Raw genomic sequence first — 22,996 nt, 5'->3', positions numbered from 1 at the left:
ATTGCGAAAAATGGGGAAAGGCTGGCGCAGAGCACAAAAAGTTGATAGAATGCCTCTCATTATGAAGGGAGGTAGTATGTTCGACAATGACATCACTGTCTAAAAAAGAATGGATGCTCATCAGCTTCATGTTATTCTCCATGTTTTTTGGAGCAGGCAATTTGATTTTCCCGCCATACCTTGGGCAGGAGGCTGGCTCGCTCGTCTGGTCTTCCTTGCTGGGCTTTGTCCTGTCGGCTGTCGGTCTGCCGATTCTCGGGGTAGTTGCCGTTGCCAAAGCAGGCAGCTTCTACCAATTGGCGAGCCGGGTCCATCCGATTTTTGCTCTTATTTTTCCGTTTCTGATTTACGTCTCGATCGGGCCGGCTCTCGCCATTCCGCGCGCGGGAAGTCTCGCTTTCGAGATGGGGATGGCGCCTTTTTTGCCAGAACAGCTGGTTGCCTCCAAAATCAGCTTGCTCGTGTACACGGTCGTGTTTTTTCTGATCGTGTTCTGGTTTAGTCTGTCGCCTTCCAAGCTCGTCGATCGGTTCGGGAAGCTGCTGACGCCTGCCTTGCTGGCGCTCATCGCGCTGATTTACATCAAAAGCCTGGTTACTCCGCTCGGACAGACAGGTGCGCCGACTGGCAAATACGGAGCAAATCCGATTGCCCAAGGCTTTCTCGACGGCTACTTGACGATGGATGCGCTTGCCGCCCTCATTTTCGGGATTGTCATTGCCAATACGCTGCGGGCGAAAGGGATGACAGACGAGAAAAAATTGTCTGCAAGCATGATTCAGGCAGGGCTTGGAGCTGGATTTTTGCTGACAGTGATTTACGTCGTTCTGGGCATCATGGGCGCGTCTGCCGCTTCTTTAGGAAAAGCGGAAAATGGCGCCCAGCTGCTCGCGAACATGATGGACCACCTGTTTGGGGCAAGTGGAACGCTGATCCTCGGGGTGATTTTTACGGTCGCCTGTCTGTGTGTATCGATTGGGCTCGTCACTTCTTGCAGTCAGTATTTCCACGGCCTGTTCGGCGGTTTGCCGTACAAGGGCTGGGTGACGGTTTTATGCGTCTTGAGCATGCTGGTTGCGAACTTGGGACTGACACAAATATTGCAAGTATCCGTGCCTGTCTTAGGTGCGATTTACCCGATTGCGATCATGCTCATTTTGCTTGCTCTCGTCGAGCGGTTCATCCCGGCTACCTCTTTCGTTTATATGACAACGGTTGGCGTCGTTGCCGTGTTTGGGCTGGCAGATTTGGCGAATGCCCTGCTTGTCGCCCACCAATGGGACCAGGTGCTCGCGGCCTTGCCTTTTTACAACGTCGGCGCTGGCTGGGTCATGCCTGCCTTGATCGCGGTTGCAGTCGGCATGCTGCTCGACATGTGGAAAAGGGCTTTGCTATTGCGGCAAAAACACTCTTCCCAAACGGAATAACTACAACGAAAAAAGGGCTTCGCGTTTGCGAGGCTCTTTCCTTTTTGAAGACACATGCGTGAAAGATGATGCGATTTCGTGACTTTATCGCCTGTTTTTTCGTAGTAAAAGAGTAGGAGAAAGAAGGAGGCTATTATGCGCTTTGACACTATCATGACGATCACTGTCGTGCTTGTGCTGACGTCCTGTTATTGCTATTTGTGGAAATGGCTACGGTCCAAAACGTCCGGTTGATCCGGGCGTTTTTTCTTTTGGCACGGGCAACTGGCTCACCGGGCAAGGAAACAGGATAAAAGTGGTACGAATGGGGCAAAATTTCTCTAACTCATTTTACAGTAGGCGAGACTCAGGAAAAAGTGAGGCGGCTTCGTTGAAAAGGGGGTGGGGAGCCTGAGCGAAAACGCGCGAAAGTGGTGGAGATCGCACAAACAGAAGACGCAGCAGCAGACAGCGCCTTCCCATACGCCTTTGCAAAAGCAGCTGGCTGACAACGAGCAGCGGCTGAGAGACTTGTATGCCAACTGCTCCGATGTGGTGTTTCGCTCGTTTCGCATCGGCGGCACGATCCGGGCGCTTGCGATCTACATCGACGGCTTGACGAATCAGGAGGAGCTGGAGCGCAGCGTGTTGTCTGTCCTGATGCAGACGAAGCTGCCGAAGGATTCCCCGCTGACAAAGCTGTTGGACAATCTGGTGCCCGTAACCAAATCGCGGGAAATGAGCACCGTAGAACAATGCCTGGAAGCGATTGCAAACGGCAACCCGGTTCTGTTGATCGACCAGCAGGAGAGAGCGATTGCCTTTGGCTTGGCCAGATGGGAAAAAAGGCAGATCGAAGAGCCGGTCGCCGAAGGGGTCGTCCGGGGGCCGCGCGAAGGGTTTACGGAATCGCTCCACGTCAATACGGCGCTGCTCAGACGGCAGATCAAGACGCCCGCTTTGAAAATGGAGCAAATGCAAATCGGCGGCTACACACAAACCCAGGTTGTCCTCGCTTATATAGAAGGCATCGTGGACGAGGACTTGGTGGCAGAGGTCAGGGCGAGACTAGGCCGGATCGAAATCGACGGTGTGCTGGAGAGCGGCTACATCGAGGAACTGATTGAAGATCATCCTGCATCGCCGTTCCCGCAAATTTTGACCACCGAGCGTCCGGATGTCACTTGCGGGAATTTGCTGGAAGGGCGCATCGCCATTTTGGTAGACGGCACGCCGTTTGTGCTGATCGCACCGACTACGCTGTTTTCCCTGCTGCAATCCAGCGAGGATTATTACCAGCGCTCGCTCGCGAGTACGACGATCCGCTGGTTGCGCTATTTGTTCACCGCGATTTCCTTCTTGCTGCCGTCCCTTTATGTCGCCCTGATTACGTTTCATCACGAGATGGTGCCGACCTCGCTGTTGATCAGCATGGCAGCTTCCCGGGAAGCAGTGCCTTTTCCGGCTTTGGTCGAGGCGCTGTTGATGGAAATTACATTCGAAGCGCTGCGCGAAGCAGGGGTCAGACTGCCCAAGCAGGTCGGGGCCGCTGTCAGCATCGTCGGGGCGCTCGTCATCGGTCAGGCAGCCGTACAAGCAGGACTGGTTTCCGCTCCGATGGTCATCGTGGTCGCCATCACAGGGATTGCTTCCTTTATGATTCCGCACTATATCGCGGGCATCGCCATTCGCCTGCTGCGCTTTCCGATGATGTTTCTCGCCGGATCGCTCGGCTTGTTGGGAATCATGCTCGGCATTATTGTGACCGTCATCCACCTGAGCACGATTCGCTCGCTGGGCGTGCCGTACTTGACACCAGTCGGGCCGATCAAGGTGGCGGAATGGAAGGACACGCTCGTCCGCGCGCCGTGGTGGATGATGAACACGCGCCCTCACTTGACGGGAGATTATCAAAAAATCAGGCAAGGAGCGAATCAGAAGCCAGGGCCGAAAAAAGGGGGAGATCCAGCTTGAAATGGGGGCTGGTCGCCGGAATGAGCGCTCTCGTCTGCATCCTGTTTGCCATCGAGTGGCCGCGTCTGTCGCGCTTGCCGAGGCGAGACAAAATGACCTTCATCGCCTTGGTTTTCATCGGCTGGGTGCTGTCCATGTTCGATTTGCCGAATTTGCCGGGACCCACCACGATGATCAATGAAATTTTCGAGCCGCTGGGTCACTACTTGGAATAAAAAAGGGTGGGGTGCTTGCTAGAACAGGGAAAAATCTCTTCCGCGCAGATGGGAAAAATGATTTTCCTGGCTGTCATTGCTTCGGCTGTTACAGCTGTGCCGAGTTATAGCGGAAAATACGCGCAAAATGATTTGTGGCTGTCGCCTGCCTGGGCGTCCTTGACCGGCTTTTTAACGGTGTATGCCGCCATAGCCTTGAACAAACTGTACCCGCAAAAATCCGTCGTCGAATACAGTACCGACATTATCGGTACGATTCCGGGAAAGCTGTTCGGGCTGCTCATCCTGTTTTTTTACATCCACATGACAGGATTGATCGCCAGAGGGTACGCCGAGTTTATCATCGGCAATTTTTTGCCGCAGACACCGATCAGCATCGTCATTATCACGATGATCGCCGTCTGCGCCTACGCTGTGAAAGCAGGAGTAGAATCGATCGGCAGGACGGCACAGCTCTTTTTCTTTTTCTTTATGTTTCCGCTCATTCTCATGCCTTTTTTGCTCCGGGACATGAAGCCCGATTTTCTGTTTCCCATGCTGGAACACGGCTTGCTCCCTTCGCTGAAAGGGGCACTGATCCCGCAAGGCTACTTCAGCGAGGCGTTTCTGATGAGCTTTTTTTTGCCCTTCGTGACCGATCGGGGCAAAGGCATGCGCTCGGGGATGCTGACGATTTTGGGAATTGCGCTGATGCTGACCTGTATCAATCTGTTTATTTTGCTGGTGTTCGGGACGCAGGCTGCGGATTACTTGTATCCGGTCATGGTTGCCTTTCGCTACATCAGTATTGCGGACTTCTTTGAAAATCTCGACTCTGTGGTCATGACCGTCTGGATTCTCGGGATGTTCGTCAAAATATCAATATTTTACTACGCTACTGTGCTGGGAACGAGTCAATGGCTCGGGCTTGCCGATTATCGCCCGATTGTGCTCCCGATCGGTATCCTCATCGCTGCCCTCAGCTTCTGGTCCATCCCCAACCTCAATCAGGCAAGTCGCTTCGATGTAATCTCGTTTCCGTTTTACGGGCCGCTCATGCAGACGATCTGTCCGCTGCTTTTGCTCGGTTTGGCCCTGCTGCGCAAAAAAGGCAAACAGCAAAGCCAAGCGCAAATGACCATGGCACCTGAACAAGCCCATACCCATACCGAAAAGCAAGAAGGATGAGAAACTATGCTTGAAACGGGAAAAATTTCAGCCTTGCAGATGGGGATGATTATCTATCCCGTGCTCGTGTCTACCGCGATGCTTGGAGGACCTAACGTCATGGCTCAAGCGGCCCGGAACGATTTGTGGCTCACGCCGTTTTGGTCATCGCTCATCGGCTTTCTCAGCGTGTTTATCGCGATCCAGCTGCATAAGCGGTTTCCCGGCATGACGATTATCGAGCAAGGAAAAGCAATCGCTGGAACGGTGCCATCTGCGATCATGGGCCTTTTGTACCTGCTCGTCTTGTTGCAGGTAAGCGGCGTCATCGTGCGCGAGTATGCGGATTTCATCGCGATTTTTTTGAAGGAAACGCCGCTCAGTGTCATTTCGTCCGCGCTGATTGTCGTCTGTGCTTTTGCCGTCAAAGGCGGGGTCGAAGTTCTCGGGCGAACGGCGCAAGTTTTCTTTCCGATGTTCATTGTTCCGCTGCTGTTGATGATCGGCCTTGTGTTTCCTGCTCTGGACCCCGGCAATTTGTTTCCTGTCCTCGATCGCGGACTGTTGCCGTCGATCAAAGGGGCCATCACGCCGCTCGGCTGGTACAGCGAAGTGTTTTTGATTTCGTACTTGTTGCCGGTGCTCGCCAATCGCCCGCAGGGGACAAAAGCTGCGGTGTGGACTGTGGCAGGAGCGATGATTACCATGACTATCGTCAATTTGGTCACGCTGTTTTTGATGGGGGATGCTTTGCCGAATATTTTGTTTCCGATCATGGATACCGCCAGATATGTGAGTATTGCCGATTTTTTTGAGAACATGGAATCGGCTGTCATGGCGATCTGGGTGATCGGCGCCTTTATCAAAGTGTCGATGTTTTACTACGCGACGGTACTGGGAACAGCCCAATGCCTGAATCTCACCTGTTACCAGCCGCTTATTTGGCCGATCGGTTTTTTGATCGTGCTGTTCAGCTTTTGGGGAATCCCCAGCTTCGCGGAGCTGGGGGCGATCACCCTGATTGCGATTCCCGCCATCCTCGCGTGGTCTTTCTGCTTCTGGCCGGGATGTCTGCTGCTTTATGCAATCGTGCGTGGAAAGCGCAGCAAAGCGAAGGAGGTTCCGTCAGGATGAGAGGAGTCGTTCTGGTTTTGCTGGTTTCCTGTGCGCTGCTTGGCGGATGCTGGGATCGGACGGAAGTCAACGACCTCGCAATCATTACCGCTGCTGCTGTGGACAAGGCGGGAAAAGACGAAATCGACCTGAGCATCCAAGTGTTTATTCCAAAAGAAGTGGGAGGAGGCGGGCTGGGAGTGCCGACGGGCAGCTCGACCAGGGAGCTGACCACGGTTCTGAGCGGAAAAGGAATCAATATTGCCGACGCGATGTCCAAAGTGCAGGCGAAGCTCTCCCGCAAAGTGTTCTGGGGGCACTGCAAAATTTATTTGTTCGGCGAAGAGATCGCCCGGGAAGGGATAGCCGATCATATTGATTTTCTCGTGCGTCATCCTGAACCACGCAATCGTGCCTATTTGTACATATCAAAAGGAAAAGCAGTCGAGACACTCGGAATCGAAAGCGTCCTGGAGCGCTCTACAGCAGAAGCGTTGCGCGAATACGCGAGCCTGCATATCGGCATGCCTGTAACTTTGATCGACTTTCGCAACATGCTCAAAAGCGAGGCGCAAGCAGTAGCCATTCCCTATATACAGGAAGGGAACAAATTGAAAGACAAGGAGCAAATCCAGAAAAACACGCCGCTGCTCGGAACCGCCATTTTTAAAAAGGACAAGCTGGCAGGAGTCTTGACATCGAAAGCTACGAGGGGGCTGCTCTGGCTGCGCAATGAAATCACCCGGGCATCCATCAGCGTAGACCTGCCAGAGGGCCAAGGGCTTGTCTCTGTCGTACCGATTCGGGCGACGACCAAGCTGATTCCGCGCATTGCGAATGGAAAGTGGTCGATTTTGGTCAAAATTGATACGGAAGGCGACATCGTGGAAAACGCGACGAAGCTGAACATGATGGAGCCGAGCAGCATCGCGCTCGTGCAGAAATCGGTCAACGACGAAATCAAGTCGCGCATCAGGCTCGCTCTCTTTCATTTGCAAAAGGAGTTTGACGCGGACGCGGGCAATTTTGCCGCTGCTTTTCACCGGAAGTATCCGCAGGAGTGGGAGCAAGCGAAACCGATGTGGGACGCGCTCTACCCGCAAATTGATGTGAACATACAGGTTCAGGCCGCTGTCCGCCGACCAGGACTGATTTCCCGACCTGCTGGCTCAACCGATGAGCATGGAAAAGCGGAAAAGTAGCAAACGAGCATGTACCACGCAACGTACCAGACGAAGGCTGGACAGCAAATCTCGCAGGAGGTGGATGAAGTGGGTGGGAGGTGGCTGGATTTTCTCATAGGCTCCTTTGTTGGCACGCTGGTCGCAGGCATCTTGTTTACGCTTCTTGGAATTGTCACGTTTCGCCCGCTGGTACAGTGGTTGCTCGGCCGCTTTATGAAAAGGTTGATGTCGGATCGCTACCCGGAAAATATTTTTGAAATGGTATCGGCCTTGACCAAAGTCAGCCCGCGCTACGTCCTGGAAAACAGCCTGCGGGCGACGACAGGGCAAGCGATTGAGCGGCCGTTTGGCAGTCCGCGCAAGTTTCTCAACTTTGATGGCTTGATTTTTTCCCCAGCCCAACTGGCGGTGCTGCCCGCTGATGAAGATGCCGAGGTCGACATGAAGCTGACGATTGGCCCGAAGGCAAAAAGACCGCTAACGTTGGATATCCCCTTGATGCCCGGAGCAATGGGATTCGGCATCGGGATCAGCGAAAGTGTAAAGATTGCCATGGCAAAAGGAGCGGCGGCAGCGGGATCGTTGAGCAATACGGGAGAAGGGCCGCTTTTGCCGGAGGAGCGCAAATACGCCAAACATCTCATCATTCAGTACAACTCGGGAAAATGGTCCAAGGAACCGGAAATATTGCGGCAGGCGGATGCGATTGAGATTCATTTCGGACAAGGAGCGACCGCAGCCGCTGCCAGCTTCATTCCTTGCGAGTACATCACAGGCAAAGCCAGCCAATTGATGGGCGTCGAGGGAGAAGAAATGGTCGTCATCCCGTCCCGGCAGCCTGAAGTCAACAGCCCGGAAGACTTGCGCAAGCTGGTCGACAAGCTGCGCACGATGACAGACGGGATTCCGATTGGCGTCAAAATATGCGCGAGCGCTGTCCTCGAGCAGGACTTGGAAATCTCCATCCAGGCTGGGGTTGATTTTATCAGTATTGATGGTGGGCAGGCAGGGACAAAGGGCGGCCCGCCGATTTTGGAGGACGACTTCGGTTTGCCGACGATTTACGCGCTTAGCCGGGCGATTCACTATTTGAAAGAGCGCGGGGTCAAAGACCAGATTACACTGCTCTCGGGCGGCGGCTATACGACTCCGGGCGAGTGTCTGAAGGCAATCGCGCTGGGGGCAGACGGCATTTTCATGGGAACGGCGATGCTCTGGGCGATGACGCATGATCAGGTGACAAAGGCGATTCCATGGGAGCCGCCGACTGAGCTGACGAACTATCCGGGGAAGCTCAAGGACAAATTCGACCCGGAGCAGGCCGCCAAGTATTTGACGAATTTTTTGCTTGCTTTTGTGGATGAAATGGAAATCGCGCTGCTTGCCATGGGGAAAACCTCTTTAAAAGAAGTGACGCCAGACGATCTCGTAGCCCTGGATGAGCTGACGAGCAAAGTGACGAAAGTACCGCTTGCCTTCCAGACGTCTGCGGAAACGGCGGAAAGCGGCATATAGCCAAGAGCAAACGGAATTGGGGAGGGGTTCGCATGAGTCAGGGAATCATTCCGATCAAGGAACAACGACAGCATAAAGGCTGGATGATGACGCAGACGTGGGAGCATTTGCTGTTCGCTCACTGGGCTGTCTCGCCCGACCAGGTGCGCAGCCTGATTCCGGCGGGCCTCGAACTGGATACATACGGTGGGCATGCCTGGATTAGCGTCATTCCTTTTCTGCTGACCGGAGTGCGGCTCCGTCGCCTGTTCCCTGTTCCGTACGTCACTTCCTTCCCCGAAATCAATGTGCGAACGTATGTGAAAGCAGGCGAGAAAGCGGGCGTCTACTTTTTGTCTCTGGACACATCCCATCTGCTTGTGACAAAAATCGCCAAATACTGGTATCGGCTGCCTTATTATCCTGCGCGCATGGACTTTCGCGCCGAGCAAAATCAGATCGATTTTCAGTCCCAGCGCCTATCCGCTCGCGGCGCTTCGCCAGTGTTCCACGGCAGCTACTGGCCTGTCTCGGAGCCTATACTAGCACGGTCGGGAACGCTGGAGCACTGGCTGACGGAACGCTACACGCTCTATTGTCAGTGCAAGCGCACGAACCAACTGCATTATGCCGACGTGTATCATGAGCCGTGGCTGTTACAGACAGCCGCAGCGCGCTTTCGCGAAAATTCGATGCCGATGCCGTTCTCGCTGGACGTAAAGGAGCAGCCCGATTTGATGCTGTATGCCCGCGGGGTTCAAAGCTTTGTTTGGCCGCTGCAGAAGCTGATCTCTTCTACGCAAGGAGAAAACAGCCGATGAAGAAGCGGCTTGCCCTCGTTCTTTGGCTATGCTGTGCCTGTCTTGGCGGCTGCTGGGACCGCGTCGAAATCAATGATGTGGCGCTCGTGACAGCAGTCGCAATGGACTTCGTATCGGATCGCGCTGTGGAGCTGTCTGTGCAAGTATTCGTTCCGCGCTCACTCAGCGGCGGGGATGGAGGAGCAAACGAAGCGATGACGCTGATCCGTTCTGCGGAAGGCGTCAATATTGCCGACGCGATGTCCAAAGTGCAGCTGAAAATACCGCGAAAGGTGTTCTGGGGCCACTGCAAGGTGTACATTTACGGACAAGAGCTGGCCAGGCACGGCTTGGAAGAGTATATCGACTATTACGCCCGCCACCCGGAACCGCGCAACCGGGCTTTTATGTATGTAAGCAAAGGAAAAGCAAGCGAGCTGCTGAAGATTATGCCGCCGCTCGAACGCTATTCGGCGGAAGTCGTGCGCAAACTGTCCGAACTGGAGGTCGGGCTTGCAGTCACGCTGCTCGATTTGCAGAAAATGTTTGCAAATCCGACGAATGCGGCCGCCTTGCCGATGATTGACATGATGAAGCCGCCGAAAAAAGAGCGTCCGCAAGCGACCAATCCGTATTTGTTTGGCACAGCCGTGTTCAAAAACGGCAAAATGATCGGCGCTTTGTCCGACCGGACGACGCAAGGGGTGCTATGGCTCAGAGACGAGGTATCGAGCACGACAGTCACGATCAAGATCAAAGACGAGCGAGGTTTCGTGTCACTAAACCCGATTCGGGAAAAGACCAAATTGACACCGCTGATTGAAAACGGGAAATGGAAGATGCTCGTCGATATTGAAACAGAGGGAGACATTGTGCAAAATGGCACAAAGCTGACCTTGAACACTCCGGAGCAAATTGCCCGGGCAGAGGAAGGGATGCGCGAAGACATCCAGACGAGAATCAGGCTGGCCCTCTCCCAGGTACAAAAAGAGTTCAAGGCAGACATTGTCAATTTCGGCCGGGAGTTTCACCGGAAATACCCGAAGGAGTTTGCAGCCGTGCGCGAAAACTGGGACCAAGTATTTTCCGAGCTGGAAGTGGAAACAAAGATCAAGGCTTTCATCCGGCGGCCTGGTCTGATTTCCGTCCCTGGCGGCTTGCCTGAGGCAGAAGTACAAACAAACTAAGAGAGGACATGTGCTAAAAGACCGATGTCACGCCACGACGCCGGTTTTTTTGTGTGCGCGAAGGCCAAAAGTGGGATAAACATAGGCTTTTTTAACCAGACGAGTACCCCGTATGCGGACTTGCTTGACGCAGGCGGGATGGTTATGATGATAGGATGACACTTGTTAATCATGCAGGAAGGATCTGGTAGTTTCATGAGTCGCAAAGAACGCATAGCCGAACTGGATCTCATTCGCGGCTTTGCCTTTCTCGCTGTCGTCTATCAACACGTCATCGGCATTTTTATCAGGGAGCAGGGCTTGAGCACACAGACGGCTATCGTATACGGAATGTTGTTTCACTTGCTAAAATTCGCCGTTCCGGCCTTTATTTTCATCACAGGGTTGGTATTATTTTACAACTATTGTGAAAAGGTGAATTACATCGGCTTTATGCGCAAGCGGGTAACGGAAATTTTGGTGCCATACGGGATCTGGTCGGCGATTTACATGTCTCTGCAAACATGGCCGCAAGGATGGGAGAGCAGCTTTTTCCGGACGGTGATCAAAAACCTCGTGACGGGAACGTCTTCCTATCATTTATGGTTTGTCGTCATGATCTTCCAGTTTTATTTGCTTTATCCGCTGTGGCAAAAGCTGTTTCGCTTTTTGCATCGTCTCGTCGTGAATCGCACCCGGTTTGTCGTGGTCGGCGCCTTGCTTGCTTTCGTATACGGCGGTCTGATGTGGTTTTCGGCTCGCTACATTCCGGCGCATATGGCCGACTTTGGCGGTGGGCCGCTTGAGCTGTATATGATCAAGTATCGCGACCGCAACGCTTTCTACTACTTCTTTTACTTTTTGTTGGGCGGCGTGGCAGCTGTGGCTTTGCCTGCTTTCCGCGCATGGATCGGCAAGCGCTGGATGTGGATTGCGGCAGCGTTTTGCCTGTTGTACGGCTGGATTGGCTACGAGCTGCTTCAGGTGTTTGCCAGCGGAAGCATCAGCCTAAATGTGGCGACATCGCTCAAGCCGTCCATGTTTTTGTATACGGTGGCGTCGCTTCTTGGCGTTTACGGCTTGGCGCTCTTGATCGGGAAAAAGCAATTGGCTGTGACGCATTGGCTCAGTCTTGTCGGCAAGTATTCGTACGGCGCTTATTTGATGCACGCGCTGGTCTTGACTTACCTTATGAAAGCCGTGCGCGGCATCGGTTTGTTTCACACGGGAGTGATCGGCAGTCTGGTCGTTTTTGTCCTGTGCGCCGCTGTTTCGTTTTTCCTGTCGTACGGGCTGGGAAGACTGCCGTTTGGCGCTCTGCTCGTAGGAGCTGCCGAGAAAAAACGGGTGAGTGAACCTGCGAAAAAACAACTGCCACACGCAGGATAATGGAGAGGATTTCGGCACGTGTGGATGGAACAGTAGTAGGAGCACGAGAGGAGGAAAGAATTACCCCATGCTGTTCGCCTACATTCAGTTGGCCCTATCAATGGCATTGGTAGGAATGAACATTTCCATCGGTAAAGAAATGGTTTCGCACGTGCCCGTTTTCCTGTTTTCCGAGTTGCGGTTCCTGATTGCGATCGCGATTTTGCTGCCGTTGCTCTTTTGGCGCGGCGAGTGGAAGTCGTCCTGGAGCAAGGAAGAGGGGAGCGTCCTGTTCTGGCAGTCGTTTTTCGGCGTCTTTCTGTTCAGTGTTTGCATGTTGTACGGCGTGCAGTGGACGACCGCTACAGCCGCAGGGATTATTACGAGCACGGTTCCAGCCTGCATCGCTCTGTTTTCCTTCTGGATTCTCAAGGAAAAGCTTCAACTGAACAACATGCTGGCGATTGCCCTTTCCGTGGGCGGAATCAGCCTGATTACGTTTACGGGAGGAGCACAGGAGCAATCGCTGGCGAGTATGCTGGGCAACCTGCTTGTGTTTTTGGCTGTCGTCAGCGAAGCGCTGTTCACGATTTTTGCCAAGCGCTTGTCAGGCAAAATTACCCCGTTTCAGATGACCGCCGCGATCAACGCCATCAGCTTTGTCATGTTTTTGCCGTTTGCGATCTGGGAGGCGGTTCGCTTCGATTGGGGAGCCGTACCGGCCCATATATGGTGGCTGTTGCTTTATTACGCGGTTACGGCGAGTGTGCTCTCGTTCTTCCTCTGGTACAACGGAGTGGCGAAGGTGGAGGCATCCAAGGCTGGCTTGTTTACCGGAATGATGCCGATTAGCGCAGCGCTCGTTGCCGTGCTGTTTTTGAACGAAGCGTTTACGTGGATGCATGGGGTCGGGATGGTTCTGGTGCTTGCCTCGATTTTTGTAGGAACGCAGCGGATTCGGCGTACCGAGACGAGAATAGAGGGATGATTCAGTTTGTTGAAAAATATGAATAAGCCGCGGCAGGGGTTGACCTAGCTGGGCGGAGTCGTCGAGCCGTGATTGGCGGCGCGAGCTTTTCGATCCTAGACTGGATTTACGCGTCAGGCTTTCCGTTCATCGGGCTGGTGACGCTCGTGGAAAAACAGCAGAAACATCGCGGCGGACAAGAAAAAAGCGCTTTGGCTAGGGGGCCAAAACGCTTTTTGTGCTTATTTTGCCACTGCTTTTTCCAAGTCTTTGACGCCGCTGTAGATCAATTGGAACAGATCGTCGATGTTGTCCTCTTCGATGCAAGAGAAAGCGATGCGCAGATCGGTTTGGCCGAGAGCGATCGTACCTACGCCGTACTGTTCCAGCAAGTGCTGGCGCAATGCTTCCGCTTCGACGGTTTTCAGCTTGAGGCACATGAAGTAACCGGAGTTGAACGGATAGTAGCCCCAAGCGTCGTCGAATTTGCCGCTGTCGAGCAGTTGCTTCACGCGGTTGGCGCGGCCTCTCATGATTTCCAGCTTCTCCTGTTTTTGTGCCTTGAACTCAGGAGAGGTGAGAGCTTGCAGGACGAATGTTTGCGATGGGTGAGATCCGCTGGAAATGGTTGCGCGGATAATGCCCAATGTTTTTTGCTCCAGCGCGGCGAGCAGGTCGCTGGAAGGAGCTGCATATGTGATAAAGCCGACGCGGAAGCCCCAAACGTATTCTTCTTTGGTCGCGCCATCTACTTTAATAGGGAGGATGCGCGGATGTACGTTTGCCAGGCTAGGGAACAGCGACTCGTGCATGGAGTCTTCGAAGAACAGGCCAAAGTACGCATCGTCTGTTACGGCTACGATGTTGATGCCCGCTTCTGCTCCTTCCTTGAGCGCTGCCACGATTTGACGGCCTTCTTCTGCCCCTGGCGTGTACCCTGTCGGGTTGTTCGGGAAGTTCAGGACGACAATCGCTTTTCCTTTATCTTTTTGCGCCAAAATCGCTTCACGCAATCCGGAGGCATTAAACTTCATCTCATCGTTATACAATGGATAGTAGACCATTTCAGCACCGCGACGGATGGAGAAAGTCAGCTCGTAGTTTTCCCAGTTTTTGTCCGGGATGATGACGCTGTCGCCGTTGTCCGCAAACAGGTCTGCAACCACGCTCAGGCCGTGGGTCAAAGCGTTGGTGACAATCGGATTGCTGAACGTCAGGTTCGCCAGCGAAGGCTGTTCCTCCATCATTTTTTGCCGCCATGCTGCACGCAGCTCAGGCTTTCCGGCGGGAGGAGCGTACTCGTACAAATCTTTTGGCGCATAGGCCGACAGATTGTCTTGAATCACTTTCAGGTGCATCGGTTGGCCGTTTTCCAGGGCGATCCCGATTGTTGCATTGTATTTTTTCGCTTTTGCTTTCGCTTCAGCCGATTGGCTCAGAATTCCTTCTTTTGGAAAGTAAATCAGCTTGCCGATGTTGGACATCATCTCAAAAACGTGTGGATTTTCCCGCTGAATCGTCTCATTCAGCTGTGATGCCAGTGAATGCATGGTAGCCTCCCTCTTCCTTTGGAACATCTGTTTATCATCAACAATAAAGATAGCGCATCTACATGCATTTGTCATCTAGCAGGCAGGGATTTTTCAGATTTTTGAACGGATTCTTTTGACAATGGGTGAAAACGTTTGCTACGTTGTAAACACATAGAGGGGCAGGAGGGATTGTACCGATGGCAGAACGGAGTATCGTTCTATTAGGGAATCCGATTTTGCGCGACAGGTCGAGAAAAGTGACATCCATGACTCCCCAGACAGAAACGATTTTGCAAGACATGAAGCATACGCTGTACGCCAAAAAAGGACGGGCCGGATTGTCGGCTGTGCAAATCGGCGTTTTGCAGCGGCTGGTTGTGCTGGATTGCGGCAGCGGCCTTGTCGAGCTGATCAACCCGGAGATTGTGGACGTGAGCGGCGTTCAGATAGGTCCAGAAGCTTGCCTGTCGATTCCGGGGGTGATCGGGATCGTGAGTCGGGCACGCTCTGTAAAAGTGCGGACAGAGACGCGCAGCGGCGGGAAGCACGTCTTTGAGGCAGAAGATTTTTTCGCGCGTTGTCTTCAGCATGAGCTGGATCATCTGGAAGGAATTTTGTTCATCGATCACGTAGAAGCACTGTACTCTGCGAAAACGGGCAAACAGCTCAGGCCAAAAGACGCCAATGCGATCCTGGCATACAGAAGAGACGTCTACCGACAAGCATGACAAGCGCTTGATGTTTTGCGACAACAAGGAGAATGACAAATGAAGCGTTGGAACATCGTATTAACAGGGTTCGGAACCGTAGGCAAGCAAATCGCGCGACTGCTGCAAGAACGTAAGGACCGTTACCGCCAGTTGTACCAGGCTGACGTCAGGCTTGTCGGCGTCGCCCGCTCAATTGGCGGCTTATACGATCCGCATGGACTTGCGGAAGAGGGCTTGAACGCATTTGCGCAAGAAAAGAAAGCGGCTGCTTCGGCATGGAACGCCGAAGCATGGTTGGCGAAAACAGAAGCGGACATCTTGATCGAAGCCGGGCCGTCCGATGTCCAAACGGGAGGAGCGAGCCTTGGCTTTATCCGCCAGGCGCTTACAAAAGGAATGCACGCCATTGCCGTGTCAAAAGGTGCGCTCGTCGTCGATTACAGCGGCTTGTCCGCTTTGGCAAAAGAGCAAGGCGTCCAGTTGAAAATCAGCGGGGCGACTGCGGCGGCTTTGCCGACCATCGACCTGTTTACCTACAATTTGGCTGGCTGTGAAATCAGGCACGTAGAAGGCATTTTTACCGGAACGACCAATTTTGTGCTGACGAGCATGATGGAAGAAGGGATCAGCAGCGAAGAGGCGATCCGGCGGGCGCAAGCGATGGGAATCGCAGAGCCTGACCCGACATATGACATCGAAGGCTTTGACACCGCATCCAAGCTGACGATTTTGGCCAACGCTGCGTTCGCTGCTCCAATCAAGCTGTCCGACATCCCGCGGGCCAGCGTACGCGAGGTGACACCAGAACAAATAGCGGAGTGGAAACAAAGCGGGCGTGTGCCCAAGCTGGTCGGGACGATCAGGCCGACTGCGGACGGGATTCAAGCGGCTGTAGAATTGAAAGCGGTTGAAGCAAGCCACCCTTTTGCCCGTGTAAAAGGCACTACGAAGGCGATTCGGGTAGAAACCGATGTGATGGGAGATCTGATGGTGGTCGGCGGGAAGTCAGACCCTGTAGCAGCGGCAGCCGCAGCGCTGAAAGACCTGGAACATATTCTCAGCAAGTAAAAGCGCAGTTCCTAAACGTCAACAGCTCTGAGCAAGCTTCGTCTCTTTTCCAGCGATCGGCAGGCATGTATTTGCTGCTTTCACGCGCATACTACCGATGTACCACAAACTATCCAAATAGCGGCGAGGGGGCCATACGATGAAGCAATCATCTGATGTCAATGCCGAACTGCAACAAGTTTCTGCCTATCCGACCAAACAGAAGATGAACCAAAAGGATGTCGCTCTGTTTGACGAGCAGAAAGGTTGCGGCTGCACCCCCGAAGCGAAAAACGCGGCAAATACGGAGCAAGGCTAGCTCCACACGAGAAAAGCCGGGTCTCTTTGTGCGAAGAGAAACCCGGCTTTCGTGTGAAACGATTGTTTTATCCGATAAATTCTTGAACCCAGTAGCCGTTCGTGTATCCGACACCGATTTTGGTAAAGGCCGGGTTCATAATGTTTTTGCGGTGGCCTTCACTGTTCATCCATTGCGTCATGACTTCTTCAGGGCTGCGTTGACCCATGGCGATGTTCTCGCCCGCAGTCATATAAGAGATGCCAAACTGCTTCATCATGTCAAATGGCGAACCGTACGTAGGGCTTGTATGGTCGAAGTAGTTGTTGTTCGACATGTCCGCTGCTTTTGCAAGTGCCACTTTGGACAAAGTAGCGTCCATCGTCACGGGAGCCAGTCCTGCTTTGGCGCGTTCCTGATTGACGAGATCAGCGACTTGCTTGGCGAAATCTCCTGTTTTAGCCTGGTCAGCTTGTCCGGTTGGAGCCGCAGGTGTAGTTGCAACTGGTTGCGCAGGTGCTTGCGGTGCTGTTTGCGCTGGTTTTTGTACGGGCTTTTGCACTGGCTGCTGCTGAACAGGTACTTGCTTTACTGGTGGAACAACAACCTGATTTTGCTGGGCATTGGATGCAAAAGGCAATTGTCCCGCATATGGAATCCATTGATAGGAAAATTGATATGGTGTACTGTTACCGTTTTTCAACGGGCAGTTTGCGGAAGTTGCAGCAGAAGCAGAAGTAGTAAATCCGGTCAAGGCCAAGCCCAATCCCAGAGTCATGGCGATGGCAGTAGCTCCAAAACGTTTCATATTCACATCGTCTCCTTTTTTTGGCCTACGAGGTTAGTTGTCGGATTCGGGTTGAGGAAACAACCCTACGCTCCTTCGAGCGATTCACCCCATAGCGGATTTTGTTGACCCGCGTAAAAGATCCCCCGCACTTCCATTCGTGAGGAAGTTTCGGCGTATTGGTTTGGCATGACCCAGAATATCAGACCATCCCGCCCGAAATAAAGGAGTAATATCTGCCAATCTGCTGGAAACGTTGGTGCTAGTGCGTTTATTTCGCTTCGTCTTCGTCGTCCTTCCACGCTGTCAATCCGCCGAGCAGCGCTTTTGCCTCATATCCGTGCTCGCGCAGCAAAGCTGCCGCTTTTTGGGCTTTATTTCCCGTTGTGCATACAGTGATGATCTGTCTTTCTTTGACGGCCCGTTCTGTTTCTTCATCTAATAGTTTGTCGCCCTGCGCAAGCATGTGCACGTATGGAACATTTCGCGTGTCAGCGAGTTTGCTTTCCACAGTGCCTGTCTGAAATTTGGCTTCGTCGCGAACATCAAGGAACAAAATCGGAGTACCCTTTTCCAAAAGTTGCTTGATTTCTTGCTTTGTATACACTTCTTTTGACATGAATCATCCCTCCAGAACCTTAGTGTATCAGGTGAGAAACGGGCCGTGTAGCATCTAAATAGTTGATTATAGCGTATTTGTATGATAGAATGATAGTATTACTTGAATAATTAAGCCTAATTCATCGAGGTGCATAATGATGCTGATGGATAACGTTTTTGGATTCCCGATTCACACTGGCGCGGTCATCGGAGCCGCAAGGATGGGAGAGAGGAAGGGCTTTCGTCGTTTTAGGTTTTCAAAAAGTTTTGGTTTTAACATGGCAGTTCCGTCCTATGACACTTTCATATTGTCGAAGTAGAATAAATTCACATATCATGAAGGCGTATTGCAATCAGATGTTGGAGTATTTCTTCATGATATGTGAGCTTTATTTGCCTCGGTAAATATGACTGCATATTCAAATTGACTTTTGGAGGTTTTTTTACATGCAATCGAACGGAACAGTTAAATGGTTTAACGCAGAAAAAGGTTATGGCTTTATTCAAGTAGAAGGCGGAGACGACGTTTTCGTACACTACAGCGCAATCCAAGGTGACGGCTTCAAAACTTTGGAAGAAGGTCAACGCGTTCAGTTCAACATCGTAACTGGCAACCGTGGCCCACAAGCTGAGAACGTAACAAAACTGTAAACCTCCTTTATAAAAGAAACTGTCCTGAGTGGACAGTTTCTTTTTTGTGTCTGCGGGAACGAATTAGAGAAACGGATTGTTTACATACGCTCCTTTGGTAGCCATGACGAGCAAATTCGTCGCCATGAATTTCGGTGTGTACGGCATGTCGTGTTCGAGCCACAGGTCGTGGAAAAAGCAGTCGCTACTTTTGGCAAAGTAGACGTACTGGTCAACAACGCTGGCGTCAGTACGGATAAAAAGCTGGAACAGTTCGACGTGGAGCAGTGGAACAAAGTGATGAGCATCAACTTGACAGGCTGCATGCTCGGGATGAAATACGCGGTGCCGGAAATGAAGAAAGCGGGCGGCGGCTCCGTCATTCACATCTCGTCCATCGCTGGCTTGGTTGCCCTGAACTACACGAATGCGTATACGGCGGCAAAAGGAGCGCTTCGTTCGCTTGCCAAAGCGTCTGCTGTCGAGCTTGTCCCAGACAACATCCGCGTCAATTCCGTTCACCCGGGAATTATCGTGACGCCGATGATCCAGGAAGCGCTCAATCACGGGGCTGGACAAATGTTTGAAAGGGGAACACCGTTGCCGCGATTGGGCAAACCGGAAGATATCGCTTATGGTGTCCTGTATCTCGCTTCTGATGAATCCAGCTTCGTAACAGGCACAGAACTGGTCATTGACGGCGGTTGGACAGCCCGATAACGATAAGACAAGGCGTTGGGAGATGCATCCCGGCGTCTTTTTTCTCTACCCATACACGCTTGTTCTCCCGTATAATCGAGAATGCTGTCTTTCAAGCAAGAACGGGGAGGGAACAAGATGGAAGAATGGTTGGAATCGCTGCAAAAGGCCGTTCCGCTGCTGCAACAGGCTGTGAGCGTGAACGAAATCAAAAAAGGACATTCCGCAGACAAAAAATACCGTGTCGATTTGCCAGAAGGGCGTACTGTGGTGCTCCGAGTCGCAAGCGAGCAGCAGGCTGAGCAAAAAGCGCAGGAATTTGCTGTCTTGCAGTCGCTTGCGTCGTATCCGATCCGGGCCTCCAAGCCGCTTGCTTTTGGCGTGCGAAAAGAGCTGGGGATTTGCTACATGCTCGTGAGTTACATCGAGGGCGATGATGCCAGAGATCGCTTGCCTTTTTACACGGAAAGCGAACAGCAGCAGACAGGATTTTTGGCGGGGCAGGATTTGGCAGCCATGCATCAGCTTGCGGCTCCAGCGGCGATCCCGCCTTGGATAGACCGATGCGTGCAAAAGCATCGCAGGTACGTCGAGGCGTATCAAACGTTCTCGCCACCGCTTCCGTACGGAGACAAAATCTTGGCTTACATTGAGCGGCACTTGGCCTGTCTGGAAGGACGGCCGAACCAGTTTTTGCATGACGACTTCCATGTCGGCAACCTGATTGTCCGCGATGGCACTTATGCCGGGGTGATCGACTTTAATCGCTACGATTGGGGCGATCCGGTTCACGAGTTTGTGAAGCTGGCTTTTTTCAGCAAAGAAGTGAGCGTTCCGTTTTGCAACGGTCAGTTGGCCGGGTATTGGAATCATCAGGAGATTCCGGACGAATTTTGGACCTTGTTCAACGTCTATACGGCAATGACCGTTTTCTCCTCCATCATCTGGACCAAGCGAGTTGTGCCCGAGCAGCTGCCGGACATGATCGCGCGGGTCAATCTTATCGTCGAAGAGTACGATGCTTTCGAACGGCGTACTTCGCACTGGTATAAACGGATCGAAAAATAAAAAAGAACTATGGCAACTACCATAGTTCTTTGGGAAAAGGGTGCGACAATTACAGACAGTGGCTGTCGATTTCTACAGTAAGCAGCTGGCTAGGAAGCACAGACAAGCCAACTACTTGACCGCCGCCGACAGACGTACGTCCGTAAGTTGTCAGAAGGACATTCTCGGCGTTGCCGTTACGGCCGACAATCAGGCGCACTTCGTAGTGGTTGGTCGCAACAACAGTTGCGTTCAAGGCAATACGAGTGTTGGCTGCAAGGGTTTGTGTTACGTCGAGAAGTGTACCTACTGGATTGGTTTGTGTGACAGCATCGCCCCAGTTCAATACTTGCACACGCACCTCTACAGGTTCGTCGTTGAGGTTGACCAAGTCGATGTGAGCGGTAAGAGCAACGTTCAGGTTGTTTTGCAAAATACCTGTTGTTCTCACCGTCGTTCTGCGATGATGGCCTCCATCTCTGTCGTGTGTGCTTGCAAACTCCATTTCAGACATCCCAGATCACTCCATTCTTCAATCTTAACTGATGGGACAATATACAATATTACGTCTTGTCTCCTTTTGTAACGGCGAACGTAATGGGACGAGTAACCATTTCTGATAGAAAGCGGTGGAAATGTTGAAAGAAGCTTCCATATTCAAGCAATTAGACTATTCGGCGCGTTTCGAATGGGGATATGACGGGGTGGAGGAGCTGGCGGGCCACTCTGATATTCTAGTAATCATCGATGTGCTTTCGTTTACGACCTGCGTCGACATCGTGTGCGGGCGAGGCGGAGTCGTCTATCCGTATCGCACGAGAGACGAGACAGCGGCCTTTTTTGCGCAAAAGCAAGGCGCCTTGCTCGCGGGCAAACGCGGCGAGCCCCGTCCTGTCTGATGACGCTTCCAGAAGGGAGCAAGATCGTTTTGCCGTCGCCATGCTGTACGACTGCGGCTCGGGCTGGGAGCTTGCCGCGAGGGGATTCACAGAGGATGTCACCCTTGCTGCTCAATGGAACCACAGCCAGACCGTGCCCGTGTTACGCAGCGATCTCGCCTACGAAGCCTCCCGTTAATTCCCGCTTTTCTCTGCTTGTTCCCGCATAAAGACTCCCTGGTTCGGAAACCATTCTCATGAACGAGCGAGAATTTGGACAGGGAGGATGAACATGGAAAAAGACAACCAGGCCACGTCAGGCAAAGCAACGGAAGAGGAGCTGCTTACGAACCGCCAAGGTCATCCGATTACCGACAATCAAAACATGCGAACCGTCGGGAACCGCGGCCCTACTGTTCTGGAAAACTACGATTTTCTGGAAAAAATCACGCATTTTGATCGGGAGAGAATCCCGGAACGTGTCGTGCACGGGCGCGGTGCCGGAGCGCACGGATACTTCGAAGCGTACGGAACAGTCGGGGGTGAACCGATCGCCAAGTACACCAGAGCGAAGCTGTTTGCGGAACGCGGGAAGCAGACTCCGGTATTCGTGCGCTTTTCCACGGTTATCCACGGTGCGCACTCGCCAGAGACATTGCGCGATCCGCGCGGGTTTGCCGTGAAGTTTTACACGGAAGATGGCAACTGGGACTTGGTCGGAAACAATTTGAAAGTATTTTTTATCCGCGATGCGATGAAGTTCCCTGACCTCGTCCACGCCTTCAAGCCGGACCCGGTGACGAATATTCAGGATGTGGAGCGGATTTTCGACTTTATTTCCAACACGCCGGAAGCGATGCACATGATTACGTTTCTCTTTTCACCGTGGGGCATCCCGGCGAACTACAGGCAAATGCAAGGCTCTGGCGTCAATACATACAAATGGGTCAACCAGGCGGGCGAGGGTGTTTTGGTCAAGTACCATTGGCAGCCGCTTTCGCAAGGAATCAAAAACTTGACGCAGAAGGAAGCAGAAGAAATACAGGGGAAAAACTTCAATCACGCGACACAGGACTTGTATGAAGCGATTGAGCAAGGGAATTACCCGGAGTGGGAAATGTGTGTGCAAATCATGAGCGACGACGAGCATCCTGAGCTGGATTTTGACCCGCTCGATCCGACAAAGCTGTGGCCGGAGGATCAGTTCCCGTTTTTGCCTGTGGGAAAAATGGTGCTGAACAAAAATCCGCAAAACTATTTCGCGGAAGTAGAGCAGGCGTCTTTTGGGACGGGCGTGCTCGTCGACGGTCTGGACTTCTCGGATGACAAGCTGCTTCAGGGCAGGACGTTTTCCTACTCGGACACGCAGCGCTATCGGGTAGGGGCAAACTACTTGCAGCTGCCGATCAACGCTCCGAAAAAGCACGTTGCGACCAATCAGGAAGGCGGCCAAATGCTCTACCACGTGGACCGCCAACAGCCGCATATCAATTACGAGCCGTCCACGCTCGGCGGGCTGCATGAAGCAAAGCAGGGCGCTCCCGACCATGAGCCGACGGTGTCAGGAAAGATTGTCCGGCAAAAAATTGACCGCACGAACGATTTCAAACAGGCTGGCGAGCGCTATCGGCTGCTGGAAGACTGGGAAAAGGACGATCTGATCGCCAATTTGACCGATGCCTTGTTGTCCTGTGATCGGCGCATTCAGGAAAAGATGCTCGGCTACTTTTTCCAGTGTGACGAGGAGTACGGCGCACGCTTGAAGCGAGGCATCGAGCAGGGTGGTCAAAATGCCGACACCGGACACGGCGGGCCGATGGGAGCGACGAATCCGGATGCTGGCGTGCGCCAGGCCGAGGAAGACGGTCATGCTGCGGAGCCGTATTAATTAGCAAGCAAGACGATTCAACCCCCTTTGCTTCGCCACGGAGCCAA

At 52.7% G+C, this 22,996-nt stretch carries 24 protein-coding genes and 1 riboswitch; of the genes, 20 read left to right on the top strand and 4 right to left on the bottom strand.

Features of this window, described 5'->3' with window-relative positions:
* Nucleotides 1-86 precede the first annotated feature (86 nt).
* The 11 genes from brnQ (at nucleotide 87) to EDM60_RS27980 (ending at nucleotide 12,854) form a co-directional block, all read left to right on the top strand.
* Nucleotides 87-1,427 (top strand): branched-chain amino acid transport system II carrier protein, encoded by a 1,341-nt coding sequence (brnQ, locus tag EDM60_RS28030; protein WP_122966858.1) that lies wholly within the window; start codon nucleotides 87-89, stop codon nucleotides 1,425-1,427.
* Nucleotides 1,428-1,817: 390 nt separating this feature from the next.
* Complete coding sequence (locus EDM60_RS28025; protein ID WP_122966872.1) at nucleotides 1,818-3,380, top strand: spore germination protein; 1,563 nt, start codon at nucleotides 1,818-1,820, stop codon at nucleotides 3,378-3,380.
* Entirely contained in the window at nucleotides 3,377-3,595 is a 219-nt protein-coding gene (locus tag EDM60_RS28020; RefSeq protein ID WP_122966857.1) for a hypothetical protein, read from the top strand. The genes EDM60_RS28025 and EDM60_RS28020 overlap by 4 nt, the downstream gene beginning before the upstream one ends.
* A 6-nt stretch (nucleotides 3,596-3,601) precedes the next feature.
* Entirely contained in the window at nucleotides 3,602-4,762 is a 1,161-nt protein-coding gene (locus EDM60_RS28015) for a GerAB/ArcD/ProY family transporter (protein ID WP_122966856.1), read from the top strand.
* 6 nt (nucleotides 4,763-4,768) lie between these two features.
* Entirely contained in the window at nucleotides 4,769-5,875 is a 1,107-nt protein-coding gene (locus EDM60_RS28010) for a GerAB/ArcD/ProY family transporter (protein ID WP_122966855.1), read from the top strand.
* On the top strand, nucleotides 5,872-7,056 hold the full coding sequence (locus EDM60_RS28005; protein ID WP_233454171.1) for a Ger(x)C family spore germination protein: 1,185 nt from the start codon (nucleotides 5,872-5,874) through the stop codon (nucleotides 7,054-7,056). The genes EDM60_RS28010 and EDM60_RS28005 overlap by 4 nt, the downstream gene beginning before the upstream one ends.
* A 69-nt stretch (nucleotides 7,057-7,125) precedes the next feature.
* Nucleotides 7,126-8,553, top strand: coding sequence for an FMN-binding glutamate synthase family protein (locus tag EDM60_RS28000; RefSeq protein ID WP_122966854.1), 1,428 nt, complete (start codon nucleotides 7,126-7,128; stop codon nucleotides 8,551-8,553).
* Between the two features lie 32 nt (nucleotides 8,554-8,585).
* The gene (locus tag EDM60_RS27995; protein WP_122966853.1) at nucleotides 8,586-9,353 is read left to right on the top strand and encodes a YqjF family protein; all 768 of its coding nucleotides are present in this window, start codon (nucleotides 8,586-8,588) and stop codon (nucleotides 9,351-9,353) included.
* Entirely contained in the window at nucleotides 9,350-10,519 is a 1,170-nt protein-coding gene (locus EDM60_RS27990; protein ID WP_122966852.1) for a Ger(x)C family spore germination protein, read from the top strand. The genes EDM60_RS27995 and EDM60_RS27990 overlap by 4 nt, the downstream gene beginning before the upstream one ends.
* Before the next feature lie 195 nt (nucleotides 10,520-10,714).
* Complete coding sequence (locus tag EDM60_RS27985; protein WP_122966851.1) at nucleotides 10,715-11,887, top strand: acyltransferase; 1,173 nt, start codon at nucleotides 10,715-10,717, stop codon at nucleotides 11,885-11,887.
* Nucleotides 11,888-11,954: 67 nt separating this feature from the next.
* Nucleotides 11,955-12,854 (top strand): DMT family transporter, encoded by a 900-nt coding sequence (locus EDM60_RS27980; RefSeq protein ID WP_122966850.1) that lies wholly within the window; start codon nucleotides 11,955-11,957, stop codon nucleotides 12,852-12,854.
* Between the two features lie 221 nt (nucleotides 12,855-13,075).
* Here the strand turns inward: EDM60_RS27980 and EDM60_RS27975 are convergent, their stop codons facing one another.
* Nucleotides 13,076-14,383, bottom strand: coding sequence for an aminotransferase class I/II-fold pyridoxal phosphate-dependent enzyme (locus EDM60_RS27975; protein WP_122966849.1), 1,308 nt, complete (start codon nucleotides 14,381-14,383; stop codon nucleotides 13,076-13,078).
* 179 nt (nucleotides 14,384-14,562) lie between these two features.
* Here EDM60_RS27975 and def point away from each other — a divergent pair, with 179 nt between their 5' ends.
* The 3 genes from def to EDM60_RS28890 all read left to right on the top strand — a co-directional run bounded on the left by def (nucleotide 14,563) and on the right by EDM60_RS28890 (nucleotide 16,441).
* Nucleotides 14,563-15,093: a peptide deformylase gene (def, locus tag EDM60_RS27970; RefSeq protein WP_122966848.1), complete on the top strand. Its 531-nt coding sequence runs from the start codon at nucleotides 14,563-14,565 to the stop codon at nucleotides 15,091-15,093.
* Between the two features lie 39 nt (nucleotides 15,094-15,132).
* A complete protein-coding gene (locus EDM60_RS27965) occupies nucleotides 15,133-16,143 on the top strand; it encodes a homoserine dehydrogenase (protein WP_122966847.1) in 1,011 nt (336 codons plus the stop codon).
* Between the two features lie 139 nt (nucleotides 16,144-16,282).
* Nucleotides 16,283-16,441: a hypothetical protein gene (locus EDM60_RS28890; RefSeq protein WP_167470398.1), complete on the top strand. Its 159-nt coding sequence runs from the start codon at nucleotides 16,283-16,285 to the stop codon at nucleotides 16,439-16,441.
* 67 nt (nucleotides 16,442-16,508) lie between these two features.
* Here EDM60_RS28890 and EDM60_RS27960 read toward each other — a convergent pair whose 3' ends face one another.
* Together EDM60_RS27960 and EDM60_RS27955 are read right to left on the bottom strand one after the other, a co-directional pair.
* Entirely contained in the window at nucleotides 16,509-17,228 is a 720-nt protein-coding gene (locus EDM60_RS27960; RefSeq protein ID WP_122966846.1) for a CAP domain-containing protein, read from the bottom strand.
* 7 nt (nucleotides 17,229-17,235) lie between these two features.
* A riboswitch (cyclic di-AMP (ydaO/yuaA leader) is annotated at nucleotides 17,236-17,394 on the bottom strand.
* Between the two features lie 84 nt (nucleotides 17,395-17,478).
* A complete protein-coding gene (locus tag EDM60_RS27955) occupies nucleotides 17,479-17,826 on the bottom strand; it encodes a rhodanese-like domain-containing protein (RefSeq protein WP_122966845.1) in 348 nt (115 codons plus the stop codon).
* A gap of 428 nt (nucleotides 17,827-18,254) precedes the next feature.
* On the opposite strand from EDM60_RS27955, the gene EDM60_RS27950 reads away from it, so the two are divergent.
* The 3 genes from EDM60_RS27950 to EDM60_RS27940 all read left to right on the top strand — a co-directional run bounded on the left by EDM60_RS27950 (nucleotide 18,255) and on the right by EDM60_RS27940 (nucleotide 20,204).
* Nucleotides 18,255-18,458 carry a cold-shock protein gene (locus tag EDM60_RS27950; protein ID WP_063231283.1) on the top strand — a complete coding sequence of 68 codons (204 nt, stop codon included), beginning with the start codon at nucleotides 18,255-18,257 and terminating at the stop codon, nucleotides 18,456-18,458.
* A gap of 150 nt (nucleotides 18,459-18,608) precedes the next feature.
* Nucleotides 18,609-19,157 (top strand): SDR family oxidoreductase, encoded by a 549-nt coding sequence (locus EDM60_RS27945; RefSeq protein WP_233454172.1) that lies wholly within the window; start codon nucleotides 18,609-18,611, stop codon nucleotides 19,155-19,157.
* 117 nt (nucleotides 19,158-19,274) lie between these two features.
* On the top strand, nucleotides 19,275-20,204 hold the full coding sequence (locus EDM60_RS27940; RefSeq protein WP_122966844.1) for a phosphotransferase family protein: 930 nt from the start codon (nucleotides 19,275-19,277) through the stop codon (nucleotides 20,202-20,204).
* A 49-nt stretch (nucleotides 20,205-20,253) separates the two neighbouring features.
* Here EDM60_RS27940 and EDM60_RS27935 read toward each other — a convergent pair whose 3' ends face one another.
* Nucleotides 20,254-20,697 (bottom strand): hypothetical protein, encoded by a 444-nt coding sequence (locus EDM60_RS27935; protein ID WP_122966843.1) that lies wholly within the window; start codon nucleotides 20,695-20,697, stop codon nucleotides 20,254-20,256.
* Between the two features lie 121 nt (nucleotides 20,698-20,818).
* Here EDM60_RS27935 and EDM60_RS29345 point away from each other — a divergent pair, with 121 nt between their 5' ends.
* From EDM60_RS29345 to EDM60_RS27925, 3 genes are all read left to right on the top strand, one after another.
* Nucleotides 20,819-21,082, top strand: a complete 264-nt coding sequence (locus tag EDM60_RS29345) for a 2-phosphosulfolactate phosphatase (RefSeq protein WP_233454173.1) — start codon at nucleotides 20,819-20,821, stop codon at nucleotides 21,080-21,082.
* On the top strand, nucleotides 21,024-21,260 hold the full coding sequence (locus tag EDM60_RS29340) for a hypothetical protein (RefSeq protein ID WP_244226815.1): 237 nt from the start codon (nucleotides 21,024-21,026) through the stop codon (nucleotides 21,258-21,260). Before EDM60_RS29345 ends, EDM60_RS29340 begins: the two co-directional genes overlap by 59 nt.
* Before the next feature lie 93 nt (nucleotides 21,261-21,353).
* Nucleotides 21,354-22,949 (top strand): catalase, encoded by a 1,596-nt coding sequence (locus EDM60_RS27925; RefSeq protein WP_122966842.1) that lies wholly within the window; start codon nucleotides 21,354-21,356, stop codon nucleotides 22,947-22,949.
* Nucleotides 22,950-22,996 lie beyond the last annotated feature (47 nt).

It is taken from the genome of Brevibacillus parabrevis, from assembly GCF_003710905.1.
GTDB lineage: Bacteria > Bacillota > Bacilli > Brevibacillales > Brevibacillaceae > Brevibacillus > Brevibacillus parabrevis.
Note: the sequence above shows the minus strand (reverse complement) of the source record. Positions and strands in the feature narration are given on the sequence as shown.

Bases quoted from the DNA above. Each gene is read 5' to 3' on its own strand.
- brnQ (WP_122966858.1), top strand. From the start codon at position 87: ATGACATCACTGTCTAAAAAAGAATGGATGCTCATCAGCTTCATGTTA.
- EDM60_RS27980 (WP_122966850.1), top strand. From the start codon at position 11,955: ATGCTGTTCGCCTACATTCAGTTGGCCCTATCAATGGCATTGGTAGGA.
- EDM60_RS27935 (WP_122966843.1), bottom strand. From the start codon at position 20,697: ATGTCTGAAATGGAGTTTGCAAGCACACACGACAGAGATGGAGGCCAT.
- EDM60_RS27955 (WP_122966845.1), bottom strand. From the start codon at position 17,826: ATGTCAAAAGAAGTGTATACAAAGCAAGAAATCAAGCAACTTTTGGAA.
- EDM60_RS27950 (WP_063231283.1), top strand. From the start codon at position 18,255: ATGCAATCGAACGGAACAGTTAAATGGTTTAACGCAGAAAAAGGTTAT.
- EDM60_RS28010 (WP_122966855.1), top strand. From the start codon at position 4,769: ATGCTTGAAACGGGAAAAATTTCAGCCTTGCAGATGGGGATGATTATC.
- EDM60_RS27990 (WP_122966852.1), top strand. From the start codon at position 9,350: ATGAAGAAGCGGCTTGCCCTCGTTCTTTGGCTATGCTGTGCCTGTCTT.
- EDM60_RS28005 (WP_233454171.1), top strand. From the start codon at position 5,872: ATGAGAGGAGTCGTTCTGGTTTTGCTGGTTTCCTGTGCGCTGCTTGGC.
- EDM60_RS27995 (WP_122966853.1), top strand. From the start codon at position 8,586: ATGAGTCAGGGAATCATTCCGATCAAGGAACAACGACAGCATAAAGGC.
- EDM60_RS28890 (WP_167470398.1), top strand. From the start codon at position 16,283: ATGAAGCAATCATCTGATGTCAATGCCGAACTGCAACAAGTTTCTGCC.
- EDM60_RS29345 (WP_233454173.1), top strand. From the start codon at position 20,819: ATGTTGAAAGAAGCTTCCATATTCAAGCAATTAGACTATTCGGCGCGT.
- EDM60_RS27975 (WP_122966849.1), bottom strand. From the start codon at position 14,383: ATGCATTCACTGGCATCACAGCTGAATGAGACGATTCAGCGGGAAAAT.
- EDM60_RS27960 (WP_122966846.1), bottom strand. From the start codon at position 17,228: ATGAAACGTTTTGGAGCTACTGCCATCGCCATGACTCTGGGATTGGGC.
- EDM60_RS27925 (WP_122966842.1), top strand. From the start codon at position 21,354: ATGGAAAAAGACAACCAGGCCACGTCAGGCAAAGCAACGGAAGAGGAG.
- EDM60_RS27965 (WP_122966847.1), top strand. From the start codon at position 15,133: ATGAAGCGTTGGAACATCGTATTAACAGGGTTCGGAACCGTAGGCAAG.
- EDM60_RS27940 (WP_122966844.1), top strand. From the start codon at position 19,275: ATGGAAGAATGGTTGGAATCGCTGCAAAAGGCCGTTCCGCTGCTGCAA.
- def (WP_122966848.1), top strand. From the start codon at position 14,563: ATGGCAGAACGGAGTATCGTTCTATTAGGGAATCCGATTTTGCGCGAC.
- EDM60_RS27985 (WP_122966851.1), top strand. From the start codon at position 10,715: ATGAGTCGCAAAGAACGCATAGCCGAACTGGATCTCATTCGCGGCTTT.